15 protein-coding genes are annotated in these 13129 nt (G+C 73.0%); 8 read left to right on the top strand and 7 right to left on the bottom strand.

The genetic code is table 11. The annotated features are described in order from the left end of the window. Nucleotides 1–81: 81 nt before the first annotated feature. Nucleotides 82–414 carry a cupin domain-containing protein gene (locus QSK36_RS10430; protein WP_285782214.1) on the bottom strand — a complete coding sequence of 111 codons (333 nt, stop codon included), beginning with the start codon at nucleotides 412–414 and terminating at the stop codon, nucleotides 82–84. A 269-nt stretch (nucleotides 415–683) separates the two neighbouring features. Between QSK36_RS10430 and QSK36_RS10425 the strand changes: the two genes are divergently transcribed. The 4 genes from QSK36_RS10425 (at nucleotide 684) to QSK36_RS10410 (ending at nucleotide 3182) form a co-directional block, all read left to right on the top strand. Then, on the top strand, nucleotides 684–1106 hold the full coding sequence (locus QSK36_RS10425; protein WP_285782213.1) for a YjdF family protein: 423 nt from the start codon (nucleotides 684–686) through the stop codon (nucleotides 1104–1106). Between the two features lie 118 nt (nucleotides 1107–1224). After that, nucleotides 1225–2214, top strand: a complete 990-nt coding sequence (moaA, locus tag QSK36_RS10420) for a GTP 3',8-cyclase MoaA (protein WP_285782212.1) — start codon at nucleotides 1225–1227, stop codon at nucleotides 2212–2214. Nucleotides 2215–2277: 63 nt separating this feature from the next. Next, nucleotides 2278–2898 (top strand): molybdenum cofactor guanylyltransferase, encoded by a 621-nt coding sequence (mobA, locus tag QSK36_RS10415; protein WP_285782211.1) that lies wholly within the window; start codon nucleotides 2278–2280, stop codon nucleotides 2896–2898. Between the two features lie 11 nt (nucleotides 2899–2909). Continuing rightward, nucleotides 2910–3182: a DUF6457 domain-containing protein gene (locus tag QSK36_RS10410; protein WP_285782210.1), complete on the top strand. Its 273-nt coding sequence runs from the start codon at nucleotides 2910–2912 to the stop codon at nucleotides 3180–3182. A 306-nt stretch (nucleotides 3183–3488) separates the two neighbouring features. On the opposite strand, the gene QSK36_RS10405 is transcribed toward QSK36_RS10410, so the two are convergent. After that, entirely contained in the window at nucleotides 3489–3812 is a 324-nt protein-coding gene (locus tag QSK36_RS10405) for a DUF3099 domain-containing protein (RefSeq protein WP_240808770.1), read from the bottom strand. Nucleotides 3813–3897: 85 nt separating this feature from the next. On the opposite strand from QSK36_RS10405, the gene QSK36_RS10400 reads away from it, so the two are divergent. Beyond that, nucleotides 3898–4113, top strand: a complete 216-nt coding sequence (locus QSK36_RS10400) for a dodecin (RefSeq protein ID WP_285782209.1) — start codon at nucleotides 3898–3900, stop codon at nucleotides 4111–4113. Nucleotides 4114–4338: 225 nt separating this feature from the next. Here QSK36_RS10400 and QSK36_RS10395 read toward each other — a convergent pair whose 3' ends face one another. Then, nucleotides 4339–5712, bottom strand: a complete 1374-nt coding sequence (locus QSK36_RS10395) for a metallopeptidase TldD-related protein (RefSeq protein WP_285782315.1) — start codon at nucleotides 5710–5712, stop codon at nucleotides 4339–4341. Nucleotides 5713–5717: 5 nt separating this feature from the next. Further along, nucleotides 5718–7211, bottom strand: a complete 1494-nt coding sequence (locus QSK36_RS10390; protein ID WP_183531200.1) for a TldD/PmbA family protein — start codon at nucleotides 7209–7211, stop codon at nucleotides 5718–5720. A 77-nt stretch (nucleotides 7212–7288) separates the two neighbouring features. On the opposite strand from QSK36_RS10390, the gene fabG reads away from it, so the two are divergent. The 3 genes from fabG (at nucleotide 7289) to QSK36_RS10375 (ending at nucleotide 10020) form a co-directional block, all read left to right on the top strand. Next, entirely contained in the window at nucleotides 7289–7993 is a 705-nt protein-coding gene (gene fabG, locus QSK36_RS10385) for a 3-oxoacyl-[acyl-carrier-protein] reductase (protein ID WP_182902027.1), read from the top strand. A gap of 29 nt (nucleotides 7994–8022) precedes the next feature. After that, the gene (fabI, locus tag QSK36_RS10380; protein ID WP_183531201.1) at nucleotides 8023–8787 is read left to right on the top strand and encodes an enoyl-ACP reductase FabI; all 765 of its coding nucleotides are present in this window, start codon (nucleotides 8023–8025) and stop codon (nucleotides 8785–8787) included. Nucleotides 8788–9027: 240 nt separating this feature from the next. Further along, nucleotides 9028–10020 (top strand): helix-turn-helix domain-containing protein, encoded by a 993-nt coding sequence (locus tag QSK36_RS10375; protein ID WP_183531202.1) that lies wholly within the window; start codon nucleotides 9028–9030, stop codon nucleotides 10018–10020. Between the two features lie 78 nt (nucleotides 10021–10098). Here the strand turns inward: QSK36_RS10375 and QSK36_RS10370 are convergent, their stop codons facing one another. Genes QSK36_RS10370 through QSK36_RS10360 form a run of 3 tightly spaced genes read right to left on the bottom strand, consistent with a single transcriptional unit; the run spans nucleotide 10099 to nucleotide 13129 of the window. After that, entirely contained in the window at nucleotides 10099–11256 is a 1158-nt protein-coding gene (locus QSK36_RS10370; protein ID WP_285782208.1) for an LLM class flavin-dependent oxidoreductase, read from the bottom strand. 11 nt (nucleotides 11257–11267) lie between these two features. Next, nucleotides 11268–11819 carry an NADPH-dependent FMN reductase gene (ssuE, locus tag QSK36_RS10365; protein ID WP_183531204.1) on the bottom strand — a complete coding sequence of 184 codons (552 nt, stop codon included), beginning with the start codon at nucleotides 11817–11819 and terminating at the stop codon, nucleotides 11268–11270. Nucleotides 11820–11872: 53 nt separating this feature from the next. After that, complete coding sequence (locus QSK36_RS10360; protein ID WP_285782207.1) at nucleotides 11873–13129, bottom strand: SfnB family sulfur acquisition oxidoreductase; 1257 nt, start codon at nucleotides 13127–13129, stop codon at nucleotides 11873–11875.

Genomic DNA, 13129 nt, shown 5'->3' with positions numbered 1-13129 from the left:
GCCGCATCGAGCGAGGCGGAAGGACCACCGGGGCCGGCGACCTGTCATGAGGACCTGGCAGAGGTCCCTGGACAGGCGCGATCAGGGGCGGCTGACGACGGTGAGCAGGACCGCGCTGTCCTCGACGGCGTCGAGCGCGTGACGCGCGTCGGGGATGGCCAGCAGATCGCCGGACCGCCCCTCCCAGGTGGCGTCGCCGCTGCTCAGCCGTACATGACCGTGCAGCACCAGCAGGGTCGCCTCACCCGGGCTCTCGTGCTCGGCGAGGCCGGTCCCGGCGGTGAGGGCGAGCACCGTCTGGCGCAGCGCGTGCTCGTGGCCGCCGTGCACGGTGTCGGCCGCCCGCCCGCTGGACGCGGCGGCGGCGCGTTCGAGTAGTTCCCTGGCACGCACGTCGAGAGAGATCGGTTCCATGCCCATCAGTCTGCCCCGTGCTCCGTGCGGGGTCCCGGGAAGGCCATGGCCGTGGCGGGAGGCGGCCCGTTAAGCTGGGCTGCGCACACGAAAACGCGGTCCCCGGTTGGTAGCCCGGGCACCCGTCGGCCCTGGTGTGAACTGGTGTGGAACCGGTGCCGGCGGTCTCGTATCCGCCTCTCGTGTCCCCTCGGGGAGCCTCGGAGGATGTCCGGTGTGCCGGAAAGCGGCTTCGCCAAGCCGCCTGTCGGCATACCTCTGGAGGCATCGTGGTTTCCCTGTCCGTCTACTTCGAGAGCCCGTTCTGGGTGGGCGTCCTGGAGATCGTCGAGGACGGCGAGCTCCGCGCGACCCGGTTCGTCCTCGGCGCGGAACCCACCGACCCCGAGCTGTACGAGTTCCTCATGCGGCACGGGGTCGCCCTGCTCGAACGCGCGGAGGCGGCCCCCGCCGTACCTGTGGGGGAGCGCGGGGAGCGGCGGGTCAATCCCAAGCGCGCGGCCAAGCTGGCCGCCCGTGCGGCGGCCCGGGTCCCGCGGCGCGGCACGGCCGCTCAGGAGGCGCTGCGGCTCGAACTGGAGAGCACCAAAGGCCAGGCGCGCGTGAACCGGCGCGAGCGCGAGCGCGCGCTGGCCGAGCACCGCCGGGAGGTCGCCCACCGCAAGCGCATCGAGCGCCGCCGCGACAGGTGACCGCGGGGGCGGAGCCGTTCCGTCCCGGGGTGAGGGAATCACGCCGGGGACACCGAGATTGCCGCCATCGTGACGGCAGGGCTTAGGCTTGAGGCTCTCTGAGGTTGGAGGTCCTCTCGTGCTGGTTGACTCGTTCGGCCGGATCGCAACCGATCTGAGGGTGTCGCTGACCGACCGGTGCAACCTGCGGTGCGCGTACTGCATGCCGCCTGAGGGCCTCGACTGGCTGCCCAAGCCCGAACTGCTCACCGGCGAGGAGATCGTCCGCCTGGTGACGATCGGCGTGGAGCGGCTCGGCATCCGGGAGGTCCGCTTCACCGGTGGCGAGCCGTTGCTGCGGCGGGAACTCGCCGAGATCGTGGCCGCGACCGCCGGGCTGCGCCCGCGTCCCCAGGTGTCGCTGACGACCAACGGCATCGGCCTGGCCCGCCTCGCGGAGCCGCTCGCGCGGGCCGGTCTCGACCGCGTCAACGTCTCGCTGGACACGCTCGACCGCGACGTGTTCGTCCGGCTGGCGCACCGCGACCGGCTGCGCGACGTGCTGGACGGGCTCGCCGCGGCGACGGCGGCGGGCCTCACGCCGGTCAAGGTCAACACGGTGCTGATGCGCGGCGTCAACGAGCACGAGGCCGCGCCGCTGCTGCGCTACTGCCTTGACCAGGGGTACGAGCTGCGCTTCATCGAGCAGATGCCGCTCGACGCCCAGCACGGCTGGCGCCGCGACGACATGATCACGGCCGACGAGATCCTCGGGCTGCTGAAGGACTCCTTCGACCTCACCGAGGACGACCCGCGCGAGCGGGGCAGCGCCCCCGCCGAGCTGTTCCTGGTGGACGGCGGTCCGCACCGGGTGGGCGTGATCGGCTCGGTCACCCGGCCGTTCTGCGGCGCCTGCGACCGCGTCCGGATAACCGCCGACGGCCAGGTCCGCAACTGCCTGTTCGCCACCGAGGAGTCCGACCTGCGTTCGGCGCTGCGCTCGGGCGCCTCGGACGATGAGCTGGTGGCGCGGTGGGTCGCGGCGGTGCGGGGGAAGAGGGCCGGGCACGGCATCGACGACCCCGCGTTCCTCCAGCCGGCCCGCCCGATGTCGGCCATCGGCGGCTGACGGAGCCCAAGAGAGCCGCAAGAGAGCCATCGAGAGCCACGAGAGAGAGTTCAGGGAGCACGCGTGCGTCCCCGTTCCGGAACCGGCGCCGGTGAGGCGGCTTCCCCGCCGCCGTACGACGCCGTGATCCTGGCGGGGGGCCGGGCCGAGCGGCTCGGCGGGGCGGACAAGCCGGGTGCGCTCGTCGGCGGGCTGCCCCTCGTCGAGCGGGTGGCGGCGGCGGTCCGCGACGCTCGCGCGGTGGTTGTGGTGGGCCCGCCCAGGGACATGCCGGGTGTGCTGTTCACCCGTGAGGACCCGCCGGGCGGCGGGCCGGTGCCGGCGCTGCGCGCCGGGCTCGCCGAGGTGACGTCCCCACTGGTCGTCCTGCTCGCCGCCGACCTGCCGTTCGTCGTCGCCGGCCACGTCGGGGCGCTCCTGGCGGCCGTGCCGGAGGACGGCGCGGGCGCGGTGCTCGTGGACGACGAGGGCCGCGAGCAGTGGCTGACCGGTGCCTGGCGGACGGCCGCGTTGCGGGCCGCGCTCGGCGCGTACGAGGGGCGGTCGCTGCGCGGGCTGCTCGGCCCGCTGGGGCCGGCGCTCGTGCGCCCGCCGGTGGCACCCGGGGAGACCCCGCCGTGGTTCGATTGCGACACCGTCGACGATCTCCGCGCGGCCCGCGAGCGGGCCCGAGGGCGCGGGTGAAGGGAGTGCGCGTGAACGTGTTGGAGGAATGGACGGCACAGGTTTGCCGCGAGCTCGGCATCGACCCCGCCCGGGTGGACCGGACCGCGGTGCTCGACCTGACCAGGGATGTGGCGCACGGAGTGGCGCGGCCCGCCGCCCCGCTGACCGCCTACCTGGTGGGGCTGGCGCAGGGGGCCGGCACCGCGCCGCCGGATGTGCTGGAGCGGCTGTCCCGGATGGCCGAGGACTGGGCGGAGGCGACCGCGCAGACGCGCGCGACCACTGACACCCCCGACTCCTGACTCCGGCTTCCACGGCCCCGGCGCGCCGCATAGAGGGGAAGGGCGGGCGCCGGGGGCCGCTCGGCGGAAGGGCCGTCCCTGCCGGGGACGACCACGACGGCCGGTCTGTGAGGCCTGTGCAAAGTCAAGACCTGTGCAAAGTCTCGGAAAAGGGCGACGCCGGGTGGTTACGGGGGCAAACCACCCGGCGCCGCTTCATCGGCGTTCCGACGGGGGCCCGGAACGCCGGCACCAGCGCTCCGACGGGGGACCAGAGCGCTTGGCTAAACTGTACACCTCCAACCCATGGGTTGCGTCAAGACTTTGTCACGACCCGATCTCGCGTCGATGGCGTGGTATCTCGTTTTGGTTAGGCGAGGTCAAGTCCGGGGGTGGGGGAGGCTCGTGACCTCTCTGATTGGCCCCGATAACGGCAAGGTATGGCAAAAGAACCGCCCCCGCGACGAACAGGGCCTTGACGGGCCAGGGGGCCGGCACAGCCACCGCCAGAATGAGGCACACGAGCCGGATGCCCATCTTGATGAGGTAACTGATCTCCCGCTTGCGCACGTCGTCGGACAGCGACGGCTGGGCGTCCGTCACCTGGTGAACGACCGGGCGGTCTTTTCGCAACCAGCGCCATGGATTCACGATTTCCACGGTAGACCCCGGGGGAGGCGGGGGTGACTCCCGCACGGCGATACGATCACGCGACAGGCACAGGCAGGAGGACGTGATGTCGGACCGCACTTACCGGGTGACCGAGATAGTGGGCACCTCGGCCGAAAGCGTCGACCAGGCCATCCGCAACGGCGTCAGGCGAGCCGCCCAGACGCTGCGGCACCTGGACTGGTTCGAGGTGACCGAGATGCGCGGGCACATCGTGGACGGCGAGGTGGCCCACTTCCAGGTCGGCATGAAAGTCGGCTTCCGTCTCGAGGACACCGAATAGGGCCTGGTGCTGTGACTGGGGACGGGCACCGTCCGCAGTCCGCGGAGCCGGTCGGGCCGACGAGCTTCGGCGCGCCACCGGCGGTGATCACCGGGTGGTCGGTCGTCAGGCCGCAGCGCGCGCAGCGCCTCCCGGCCGATGCCGATCGCCCGGCCGGGAGGAGCCGGGGACATCCGACCGGCTCTGTGGACTCGGCGTGGTGACCGTTTCCGGTCGCAGAACGGCTCAGCTGGCCTGGCTGACCGTCGACATGTTGAAGTCGGGCACCCGGACCGGCGGCATGACGGCGCGGGTGAACCAGTCGTTCCACTCGCGCGGCAGCGTCTGCTCGCTCGGGCCCACCTCGCTGAGGCGGCCGAGCAGGTCGACCGGCGACTCGTTGAACCGGAAGTTGTTGACCTCGCCCACGACCTCGCCGTTCTCGACCAGGTAGACGCCGTCCCTGGTCAGCCCGGTCAGGAGCAGCGACTGCGGGTCGACCTCGCGGATGTACCACAGGCAGGTCAGCAGCAGGCCCCGCTCGGTCGAGGCGATCATCTCCTCCAGCGAGCGGCCGTCCTCCGGTCCCGTCATGATCAGGTTGTCGATCTGCGGGGTGGTGGCGAGCCCGGTCAGCCCGGCGGAGTGCCGGGTCTGCACAAGGTTGGCCAGCGTGCCGTCGCTGATCCACTCGGTGTGGGCCAGGGGCAGGCCGTTGTCGAACACCGACTGCTCCCGGCTGGAGGAGTGCGCGACGACGAACGGCGCGCACTCGACGCCGGCCCGCGCCGGGTCGCTGTGCAGCGAGATCGGCAGTGTCGAGAGCCGCTCGCCCACACGGGTGCCGCCGCCTGGCCGGGAGAACACCGTGCGGCCGTCGGCGGCGTCCCGCGCGCCGGCCGCCCAGTACAGGTAGATCATCAGGTCGGAGACCGCCGTCGGCGGCAGGAGCGTCTCGTAGCGGCCCGGCTCCAGGCTGATCCGCCGCTTGGCCCAGTCGAGCCGCCGGGTGAGCGTCTCGTCCAGGGCGGCCACGTCCACGTCGGAGAAGTCGCGGGTGGCCACGCCAGTCCACGCGGAGCGCGTCATGTCCGCCGACTTGGCGTTCAGTTCGAGCCGCCCGGTCGGCTGGTCGTGACGCAGCCGCAGGCCCGTGGACGACCCGACGAACGTCGAGGTCATGCTGTGCTCGGCGAAGCCGTACAGCCTGCGTCCTGAGGCGTCGGCGGCGGCGAACGCCTCGCCGAGCGCGGGGGCGAAATCCCCGAACACGCCGATGGAGGTCGGCTCCACCGGGCGCTCCCAGCCCGCTCCGGCGGTGCCCTCCACCAGAGGCCGGGCGTCCTCCGACGGCCGGGCCTCCCGCGCGGCGCGGTCCGCCGCGGCCACCACGTCGGCCAGCTGGTCGGCCCGTACGGCGGAGCGTGAGACGACCCCCACACCGGCGCCCACGACGGAGATCACGGTGATCTGGGACGAGCGCGCGACTCCGTTGGTCGTCAGCGTGTTGCCGGCGAAGCGCAGGTTGGCGGTCGAGCCCTCGTCCACGATGACGACGCAGCCGTCGGCCTCGCTCAGCGCGAGCGCCCGCTCCACCGTCTCCTGCGGTGTGGTCACCATGTCGGTCACTTCCCACCCTCCTGGGCAGTGTTGAGGATCCGCACGCCGCGGAACAGCGCCGCGGGGGCGCCGTGGCTCACCGGCGCGACCTGGCCCGGCTGGCCCTTGCCGCAGTTGAAGGCGCCGCCGAGCACGTACGTCTCCGGGCCGCCGACGGCCTCCATGGAGCGCCAGAAGTCCGTCGTGGTCGCCTGGTAGGCCACGTCGCGCAGCTGACCGGCCAGGCGGCCGTTCTCGATGCGGTAGAACCGCTGGCCGGTGAACTGGAAGTTGTACCGCTGCATGTCGATCGACCAGCTCTTGTCGCCGACGACGTAGACGCCGCGCTCGACCCGTGAGATCAGCTCGTCGGTGGAGGGGCCGTCCGCCGCCGGCCGGAGCGACACGTTGGCCATCCGCTGGATCGGCACGTGCCCGGGGGAGTCGGCGAACGCGCAGCCGTTCGACCGCCCGAGGCCCTTCAGCAGCGCCATCCGCCGGTCGAGCTGGTAGCCCACCAGCGTGCCCTCGCGGACGATGTCGAACGACTGGCCGGCCACGCCCTCGTCGTCCCAGCCGACGGTGGCCAGGCCGTGCTCGACCGTGCGGTCGCCCGTCACGTTCATCACGGGCGAGCCGTAGTGCAGGCTGCCGAGCTGGTCGAAGGTGGCGAAAGAGGTGCCGGCGTAGGCCGCCTCGTAGCCGAGCGCCCGGTCCAGCTCGGTCGCGTGGCCGATCGACTCGTGGATCGTCAGCCACAGGTTCGACGGGTCGATCACCAGGTCGTACGGCCCGGCCTCGACCGAGGGCGCCTTGAGCTTCTCGTCGAGCAGGTCGGGGATCTCGGCCAGCTCGGCGGGGAAGTCCCAGCCGGTGCCGGTCAGGTACTCGTACCCCCGGCCGACCGGCGGGGCAAGCGTGCGCATGTCGTCGAACCGGTCGCCGTCGGCCCGCATCGCGGTCAGGACGGGGTGCAGCCGCACGCGCTGCTGCGTGGTCACCGTGCCCGCCGTGTCGGCGTAGAACTTCTGCTCCTTGACCTGCATGAGCGAGGCCGAGACGTGGTCGACCCTGCCGAGCAGGCCGGACGACCACTCCGCGAGCAGCGCCGCCTTGTCCGGCAGCGGCACGTCGAACGGGTCGACCTCGTAGGCCGACACCCAGGTCACGTCGTCGTACACCGGCTCGGAGGCGAGCTCCACCGGCTCGCGGTTGATGGGCGCGCTGACCGCCGCCACCCGCACGGCCTCCTCGGCGGCCCGGGCCGCCGCCTCCGGGGTCAGCTCGATCCCGGAGGCGAAGCCCCATGTGCCGTCCTTGATCACCCGTACGGCGAAGCCCAGGTCGTCGGCGTCCGAGGACCCCTCGAGCCGGGCGTCGAACAGGCGCAGCGTCTCGGCGCGCACGCGTTCGAGCCGGAACGAGGCGTGCTCGGCTCCCAGGTCACGGGCGCGCTGCAGGGCCGCGTCCGCCAGCCGCCGCAGTGGCAGGGCGAGGAAGTCGGGGTCGATCTGGCGCATGTCCACGATCCTAACCCTGTGATCTTGTGCCCTGCGGACAAGTGGACTACCCCCAAGTAGCCGATACGGTCGGTCGCATGGTTCGCTCTGTTCTCGTCACCGGCGGAAATCGCGGCATCGGCCTCGCGATCGCCCGCGAGCTCGCCGCCGCGGGAGACGCCGTCGCCGTCACCTACCGTTCCGGCGAGCCCCCGGAGGGGCTGTTCGGGGTTCGCTGCGACGTGACGAGCTCCGCCGACGTCGACGCCGCCTTCGAGAAGGCCGAGGCCGAGCACGGCCCGGTCGAGGTGGTCGTCGCCAACGCGGGGATCACCAAGGACACGCTGCTGCCGATGATGAAGGAGGAGACCTTCACCGACGTCATCGACACGAACCTGACCGGCGCCTATCGCGTCGCGAAGCGGGCCGTGCGGCCCATGCTGCGCCTGCGGCGCGGGCGCATCATCCTGATCTCCTCCGTCGTCGGCCTGTCCGGCTCCGCCGGCCAGACCAACTACGCCGCCTCCAAGGCCGGCCTGGTCGGCTTCGGCCGGTCGCTGGCCCGCGAGCTCGGCTCGCGCGGCATCACGGTCAACGTGGTCGCGCCCGGGTTCGTGGAGACCGACATGACCGCGGTGCTCGACGAGGCGCAGCAGGAGCAGATCCGCAAGAGCATCCCGCTCGGGCGGCAGGCGCAGGCCGAGGAGATCGCCCGGGTCGTGAGGTTCCTGGCGAGCGACGACGCCTCCTACATCACCGGGGCGGTCATCCCCGTCGACGGCGGCCTCGGCATGGGCCACTGAGCCGGACACCCGACTGACTGGAGCTGGACATGGGTTTGCTGGACGGGAAGCGACTGCTGGTCACCGGCGTCCTCACCGACGCGTCGATCGCCTTCAACGTGGCCAAGCTGGCGCAGGAGGAGGGCGCCCAGGTCGTGCTGACCGGTTTCGGCCGCCTCAGCCTGGTCGAGCGCATCGCCAAGCGGCTGCCCGAGCCGCCTCCGGTGATCGAACTGGACGTCCAGAACACCGATCACCTCGACACGCTCGCCGACCGCGTCGGCGCGCACCTCGACGGGCTGGACGGGGTGGTCCACTCCATCGGATTCGCGCCGCAGTCCTGCCTGGGCGGCAACTTCCTCAACACCTCGTGGGAGGACGTCGCCACGGCGGTCCACGTGTCGACGTTCTCGTTCAAGTCGCTCGCCGTCGCCTGCCTGCCGCTGATGAAGGACGGCGGCGCGATCGTCGGCCTCGACTTCGACGCCACCAAGGCGTGGCCCGTGTACGACTGGATGGGCGTGGCCAAGGCCGGGCTGGAGTCGTGCTCGCGCTACCTCGCCCGCGACCTGGGCAAGCACGGCATCCGGGTCAACCTCGTCGCCGCCGGCCCGCTGCGCACGATGGCGGCCAAGAGCATCCCCGGGTTCAAGGAGTTCGAGGACTCCTGGCCGGAGCGCGCGCCGCTCGGCTGGGACCTGGCGGACACCGCCCCCGCCGCCAAGGCGTGCGTCGCGCTGCTGTCCGACTGGTTCCCCTCCACCACCGGTGAGATCGTCCACGTCGACGGCGGCGTGCACGCGATGGGCGCCTGACGGCACCCCGTTCGCGACATCCCGCCTCTCTCATCGGGCGGGCTCACGGGCCGCGGCGGCTTGCGAATCTTGCCGCGGCCCGTCCCTGCGCTTAGCATCTGGGCGTGTTTGACGCCCGCCCGTTCTCCGGAGTGGGCATGGACTGTCAGGCGCGAGCGTGGTGCCCGGGCCGTCCCGTCCCCGTACGCCCCGGGACGGCGTCGCCCGCGGCGACGTGGCCGCCGAACTCGTGTGGGGACCATGGGACGACCAGAGCGCGACCTCAGCCCCGAGGAAGGGCCCGTACAGGCGTTCGCCGTCGCGTTGCGGCGGCTGCGCGAGGAGGGCGGGTCGCCCACCTACCGCGCCCTCTCGGAGAGGGCGCACTACTCGCCCACGGTGCTGTCGCGGGCCGCGGGCGGCCGTGTCTTCCCGAGCCTGGAGGTCACCCTCGCCTTCGTACGGGCCTGCGGGGGCGACGAGGACGCGTGGGCACGGCGCTGGCATCGAGTCAGCGAGGAGATCTCGGGGCGGACGGCGGAACCGCCGGAACCGGCCCCGGCCGCTGAAGGGCCTTCGTCTCCGGCTCCCGGCGCCGCCGAGGTCGTCCCACTGGCCGAAGACGCCGGCGAGCGCGGTGGCGGGCATGGCAGTGCGCACGACGGCGGCCCTGATGCCGGGGCAGACGCAGGGTCGGACGCGGGGAACGGTGGCTTCGCGGGCTGGGTGCGGCGGCGCGGGCGCCTGCTCGCGCTCGCCGCCGTCCTCGTGGTCGCCGGCGGGGTGGTGCTGGGCGCCGCCGCGCGCGGCGTGGGGCTCGCGCCCGGCTGGACCTCGCGCAACCAGCACGTCACCGACCGGGCGGGGGACGCGAGCAGGGCCGAGGACATGGACGGCGACGACCCCCGCGCCCGCGGGTGCGGAGCCGACCTCGAGACGATCGAGACGCTCGACGCCGTCCCGCTGAACCTGCCCGACGGCACCCGCTTCGGGACGCTAAGGCTGCGGCGCAGCCCCGAGTGCGACACGGCCTGGGCCTCGGCGCACTTCGACAATCCCCATCTCTACACGGTGTGGCTCGCCGCGCATCGTCCGGCGGACAGCGCCCAGGTGCGCTCCCAATGGTCGAACAACACGCCGCCGGGCAGCTACGGGGACATGCTCTCCCTCGCACCCGGATGCGTCTGGGTGGAGGGATGGGTGGTCACAGGGCAGGGGGAAGGCCCGCACGCGAGAACCCGCTGCGCGCGCTGACCCGCACGCCCGCACGCACCCCCTCGCCTCGCTCTGCCCTCGGCGGTGCCGCGGTGCGCACGGCGCGCCGTCGGAAGGTCACCGCGACGCGGCGCCGGCGAACGGGATGGCGGCCGGGAGCGGGTCGTCGGGCACGTCCACCGGGTGCCGCCACAACCCCCTGCGGCGCAGCAGAGGCAGGACGCCCTCGCCGAACCAGTAGGCCTCCTCCAGGTGCGGGTGACCGGACAGCACGAACTCGTCGATGCCGAGAGCGTGGTACTCCTCGATCCGCTCGGCCACCTCGACGTGGCTGCCCACGAGGGCCGTGCCCGCGCCGCCGCGGACGAGCCCCACACCGGCCCACAGGTTCGGCGAGACCTCCAGCGCGTCCGTGCGGCCCCCGTGCAGGGCCCGCATCCGCCGCTGCCCCTCCGACCCGCTGCGCGCGAGACCGGCCTGCACCGACGCGATGACGGCCGGGTCCAGGGCGGACAGCAGCCGCTCGGCCTCCGCCCACGCCTGCGCCGAGGTGTCCCGGCTGATCACGTGGAGCCGGATGCCGAAGCGCACCTCGCGCCCGGCCGCGGCGGTCTCCCGGCGGATCCAGGCGAGCTTCTCGGCCACCTGCGCGGGCGGCTCGCCCCAGGTCAGGTAGACGTCGCTGTGCCGCGCCGCCACCCTGCCCGCGGCCGGGGACGACCCGCCGAAATACACGGCCGGCACCGGGGACGGCACCCGGCTCAGCGCGGCGTCCGCGACCCTGACGTGCCTGCCCTCCAGGGTGACCCGCTCCCCGCGCCACAGGGCGCGTACGACCGTGAGGAACTCGTCGGTGCGCTCGTAGCGCTCGTCCTTGGTGAGGGAGTCGCCGTAGGCGCGCTGCTCGTGGTCCTCGCCGCCGGTGACGACGTTGACCAGCAGGCGCCCGGCCGAGTGGCGCTGGAACGTGGCGGCCATCTGCGCGGCGAGCGTGGGCGACAGCAGCCCCGGCCGGAAGGCGACCAGGAACTTCAGCCGCTCGGAGCCCGCGACCAGCATGGCGGTGGTCAGCCAGGCGTCCTCGCACCAGGCGCCGGCCGGGGTGAGGGCCCCCTCGAAGCCGAGTTGCTCGGCGGCGCGCACGATCTGGCCCAGGTACGCCAGGGTGGCGGGCCGGTCTCCGCCGGCCGTGGTGATGTCCGTGCCGTGCCCGCCGCCGACGAGGTGGCGGCTGTCGCCGTACGTGGGCAGAAACCAGTGGAACGTCAGTGTCATCGGGAGTCCCCTCAGGACGCGGCCAGCAGCAGGCGGCGCGCGGCCACGGCCGACGCGAAGGCGTCGACCACGCGGTAGAGCGGGTCGGCGTGGTCGGGGTCGAGGCCGGCCTCGTCGCCGCGGACCGCGATGTGCCGGTCCAGGACGAACCATCCCGGCACGACGTGGTCGGCCCCGAGCGAGGTCAGGACCGGGCGCAGCGCGTAGTCGATGGCCAGCACGTGGGCGGGGCTGCCGCCGGTGACGATCGGCAGCACGACCTTGCCCGCGAACGCGAACTGCGGCAGCAGGTCGAGCAACGTCTTCAGCAGTCCGCTGTAGGCGGCCTTGTACACGGGTGAGGCGACCAGGACGCCGTCCGCCTCGCCGACGAGGCCGACGACCTCGGCGATCCGCGGGTGCCCGGTGTCGGCCGACAGCAGCGCCTCCGCGGGCAGGTCCCGCACGTGTACGGTGCGGACCTCGTGGCCAAGGAGGCGCAGCCGGCCGGCGAGGTGCGTGCACAGGGCGGCGGTACGCGAGACCGCAGAGGGACTGCCGGACAGGACGACGATGGTGGACATGGCGGAACCTCCGTCAGATGGAACCGGATTCGGAGTGGGGGCCGGGTTCGGGATCAGATCAGGCCGTGCCGTGGGGGCGGGGTCCGGTTCAGCGCGTACCGGCCGATGTGCTGGATCTTCCAGCGCACCGGATCGTGCAGGGTGTGGGTGCGGGCGTTGCGCCAGTGCCGGTGCAGGTTCAGCGAGTCGAGCGCCGACCTGGTGCCCGACACCTCGAACAGGGCGTCGGTCACCTCGACGGCTGCCGGGTCGGCGAACGCCTTCGCCGTGGCGACCGCGATGGACGCCGCCGCCGCGGTCTCGTCGTCGAGCCGTTCCCGCGCCCGGTCGACCGCCCGCCCGGCCTCGCCCAGCAGCGCCTCCGCGGCGCGCACGGAGATCTCCAGCTCTCCGAAGCGCTGGATGGTCAGGGGGTCGTCGGCGGCGTGGTCGAGGCCGCTCTCGAACCAGGGCCTGCTGCGGGTCCGGACGAACTCGGCGGCCTCGGTGAGCGCGGCGCGGGCGATGCCGACGTCGATCGCGGCGTGCAGCAGTTGCGCGTGGGCGCCGTGCAGCTGCGGCCCGGTGAAGGTCAGGTGGTGGGGGACCACGCGGTCGGCCGGAACCCGCACACCCTCCAGCCGCACCGTGCCGCTGGCCGTGGTGCGCTGCCCCATGCCCTCCCAGTCGTCCACGACCGTGAGGCCGGGCGCGCCGGCCGGCACGTACGCGACGACGAGTCGGTCGGCGGGGTCCTTTGCCAGCACGGTGATCCAGTCGGCGAACAGGGCCCCGGTCGAGTAGTGCTTGACGCCGTCGAGGACGAAGCCGCCGTCCTCCGCCGGGCGCAGCCGGGTGCGGTAGTCCTGCACGTGCCGGGTGCCCGCCTCCGACTGGGCGTTGCCGAACCGCCTGCCCGCCAGGACCTCGGCGAAGAAGAACTCCCGCTGCGCCGCGGACCCCTGCTGCCGCAGCACGTTGACGTACACGAAGTGGCTCTGCGGGATCTGGGCGATGCTGGGGTCGGCGGTGGCGAGCAGGCGGACGACCTCCGCCAGTGTGGCGGACCGCACGTCGGCGCCGCCGTGTTCGCGCGGAACGGTGATGCCGAGCAGGCCGCTCGCCGACAGCTCGGCCAGCTCGGCGTGGGGGAGCTCGCGGTGGGCGTCGCGTCCGGCGGCGCCGTCCGCGAACCGGCCGGCGAGTTCGGCGGCGACGGCGAGGGCCTCCTCGTCGCCGGTGACCACGTGCGCGGTCCCCGATGCGTGAACGGCTGCCTGGACGGCTGCCTGGACGGTTTCCTGGACGGCTGCGTGGGCGAGATCGGTCAT

The organism is Microbispora sp. NBRC 16548, assembly GCF_030268985.1.
Lineage (GTDB): Bacteria > Actinomycetota > Actinomycetes > Streptosporangiales > Streptosporangiaceae > Microbispora > Microbispora catharanthi.
The sequence above is the reverse complement of the archived record's forward strand: the minus strand, read 5'-3'. Positions and strand labels throughout refer to the sequence as shown.

What these genes read in the sequence shown, in the direction of transcription:
- QSK36_RS10430 (WP_285782214.1), bottom strand. Translation starts at nt 414, where the DNA reads ATGGAACCGATCTCTCTCGACGTGCGTGCCAGGGAACTACTCGAACGC.
- QSK36_RS10400 (WP_285782209.1), top strand. Translation starts at nt 3,898, where the DNA reads ATGTCGGACCGCACTTACCGGGTGACCGAGATAGTGGGCACCTCGGCC.
- QSK36_RS10395 (WP_285782315.1), bottom strand. Translation starts at nt 5,712, where the DNA reads ATGGTGACCACACCGCAGGAGACGGTGGAGCGGGCGCTCGCGCTGAGC.
- QSK36_RS10390 (WP_183531200.1), bottom strand. Translation starts at nt 7,211, where the DNA reads ATGCGCCAGATCGACCCCGACTTCCTCGCCCTGCCACTGCGGCGGCTG.
- fabG (WP_182902027.1), top strand. Translation starts at nt 7,289, where the DNA reads ATGGTTCGCTCTGTTCTCGTCACCGGCGGAAATCGCGGCATCGGCCTC.
- fabI (WP_183531201.1), top strand. Translation starts at nt 8,023, where the DNA reads ATGGGTTTGCTGGACGGGAAGCGACTGCTGGTCACCGGCGTCCTCACC.
- QSK36_RS10375 (WP_183531202.1), top strand. Translation starts at nt 9,028, where the DNA reads ATGGGACGACCAGAGCGCGACCTCAGCCCCGAGGAAGGGCCCGTACAG.
- QSK36_RS10370 (WP_285782208.1), bottom strand. Translation starts at nt 11,256, where the DNA reads ATGACACTGACGTTCCACTGGTTTCTGCCCACGTACGGCGACAGCCGC.
- ssuE (WP_183531204.1), bottom strand. Translation starts at nt 11,819, where the DNA reads ATGTCCACCATCGTCGTCCTGTCCGGCAGTCCCTCTGCGGTCTCGCGT.
- QSK36_RS10360 (WP_285782207.1), bottom strand. Translation starts at nt 13,129, where the DNA reads ATGACCGATCTCGCCCACGCAGCCGTCCAGGAAACCGTCCAGGCAGCC.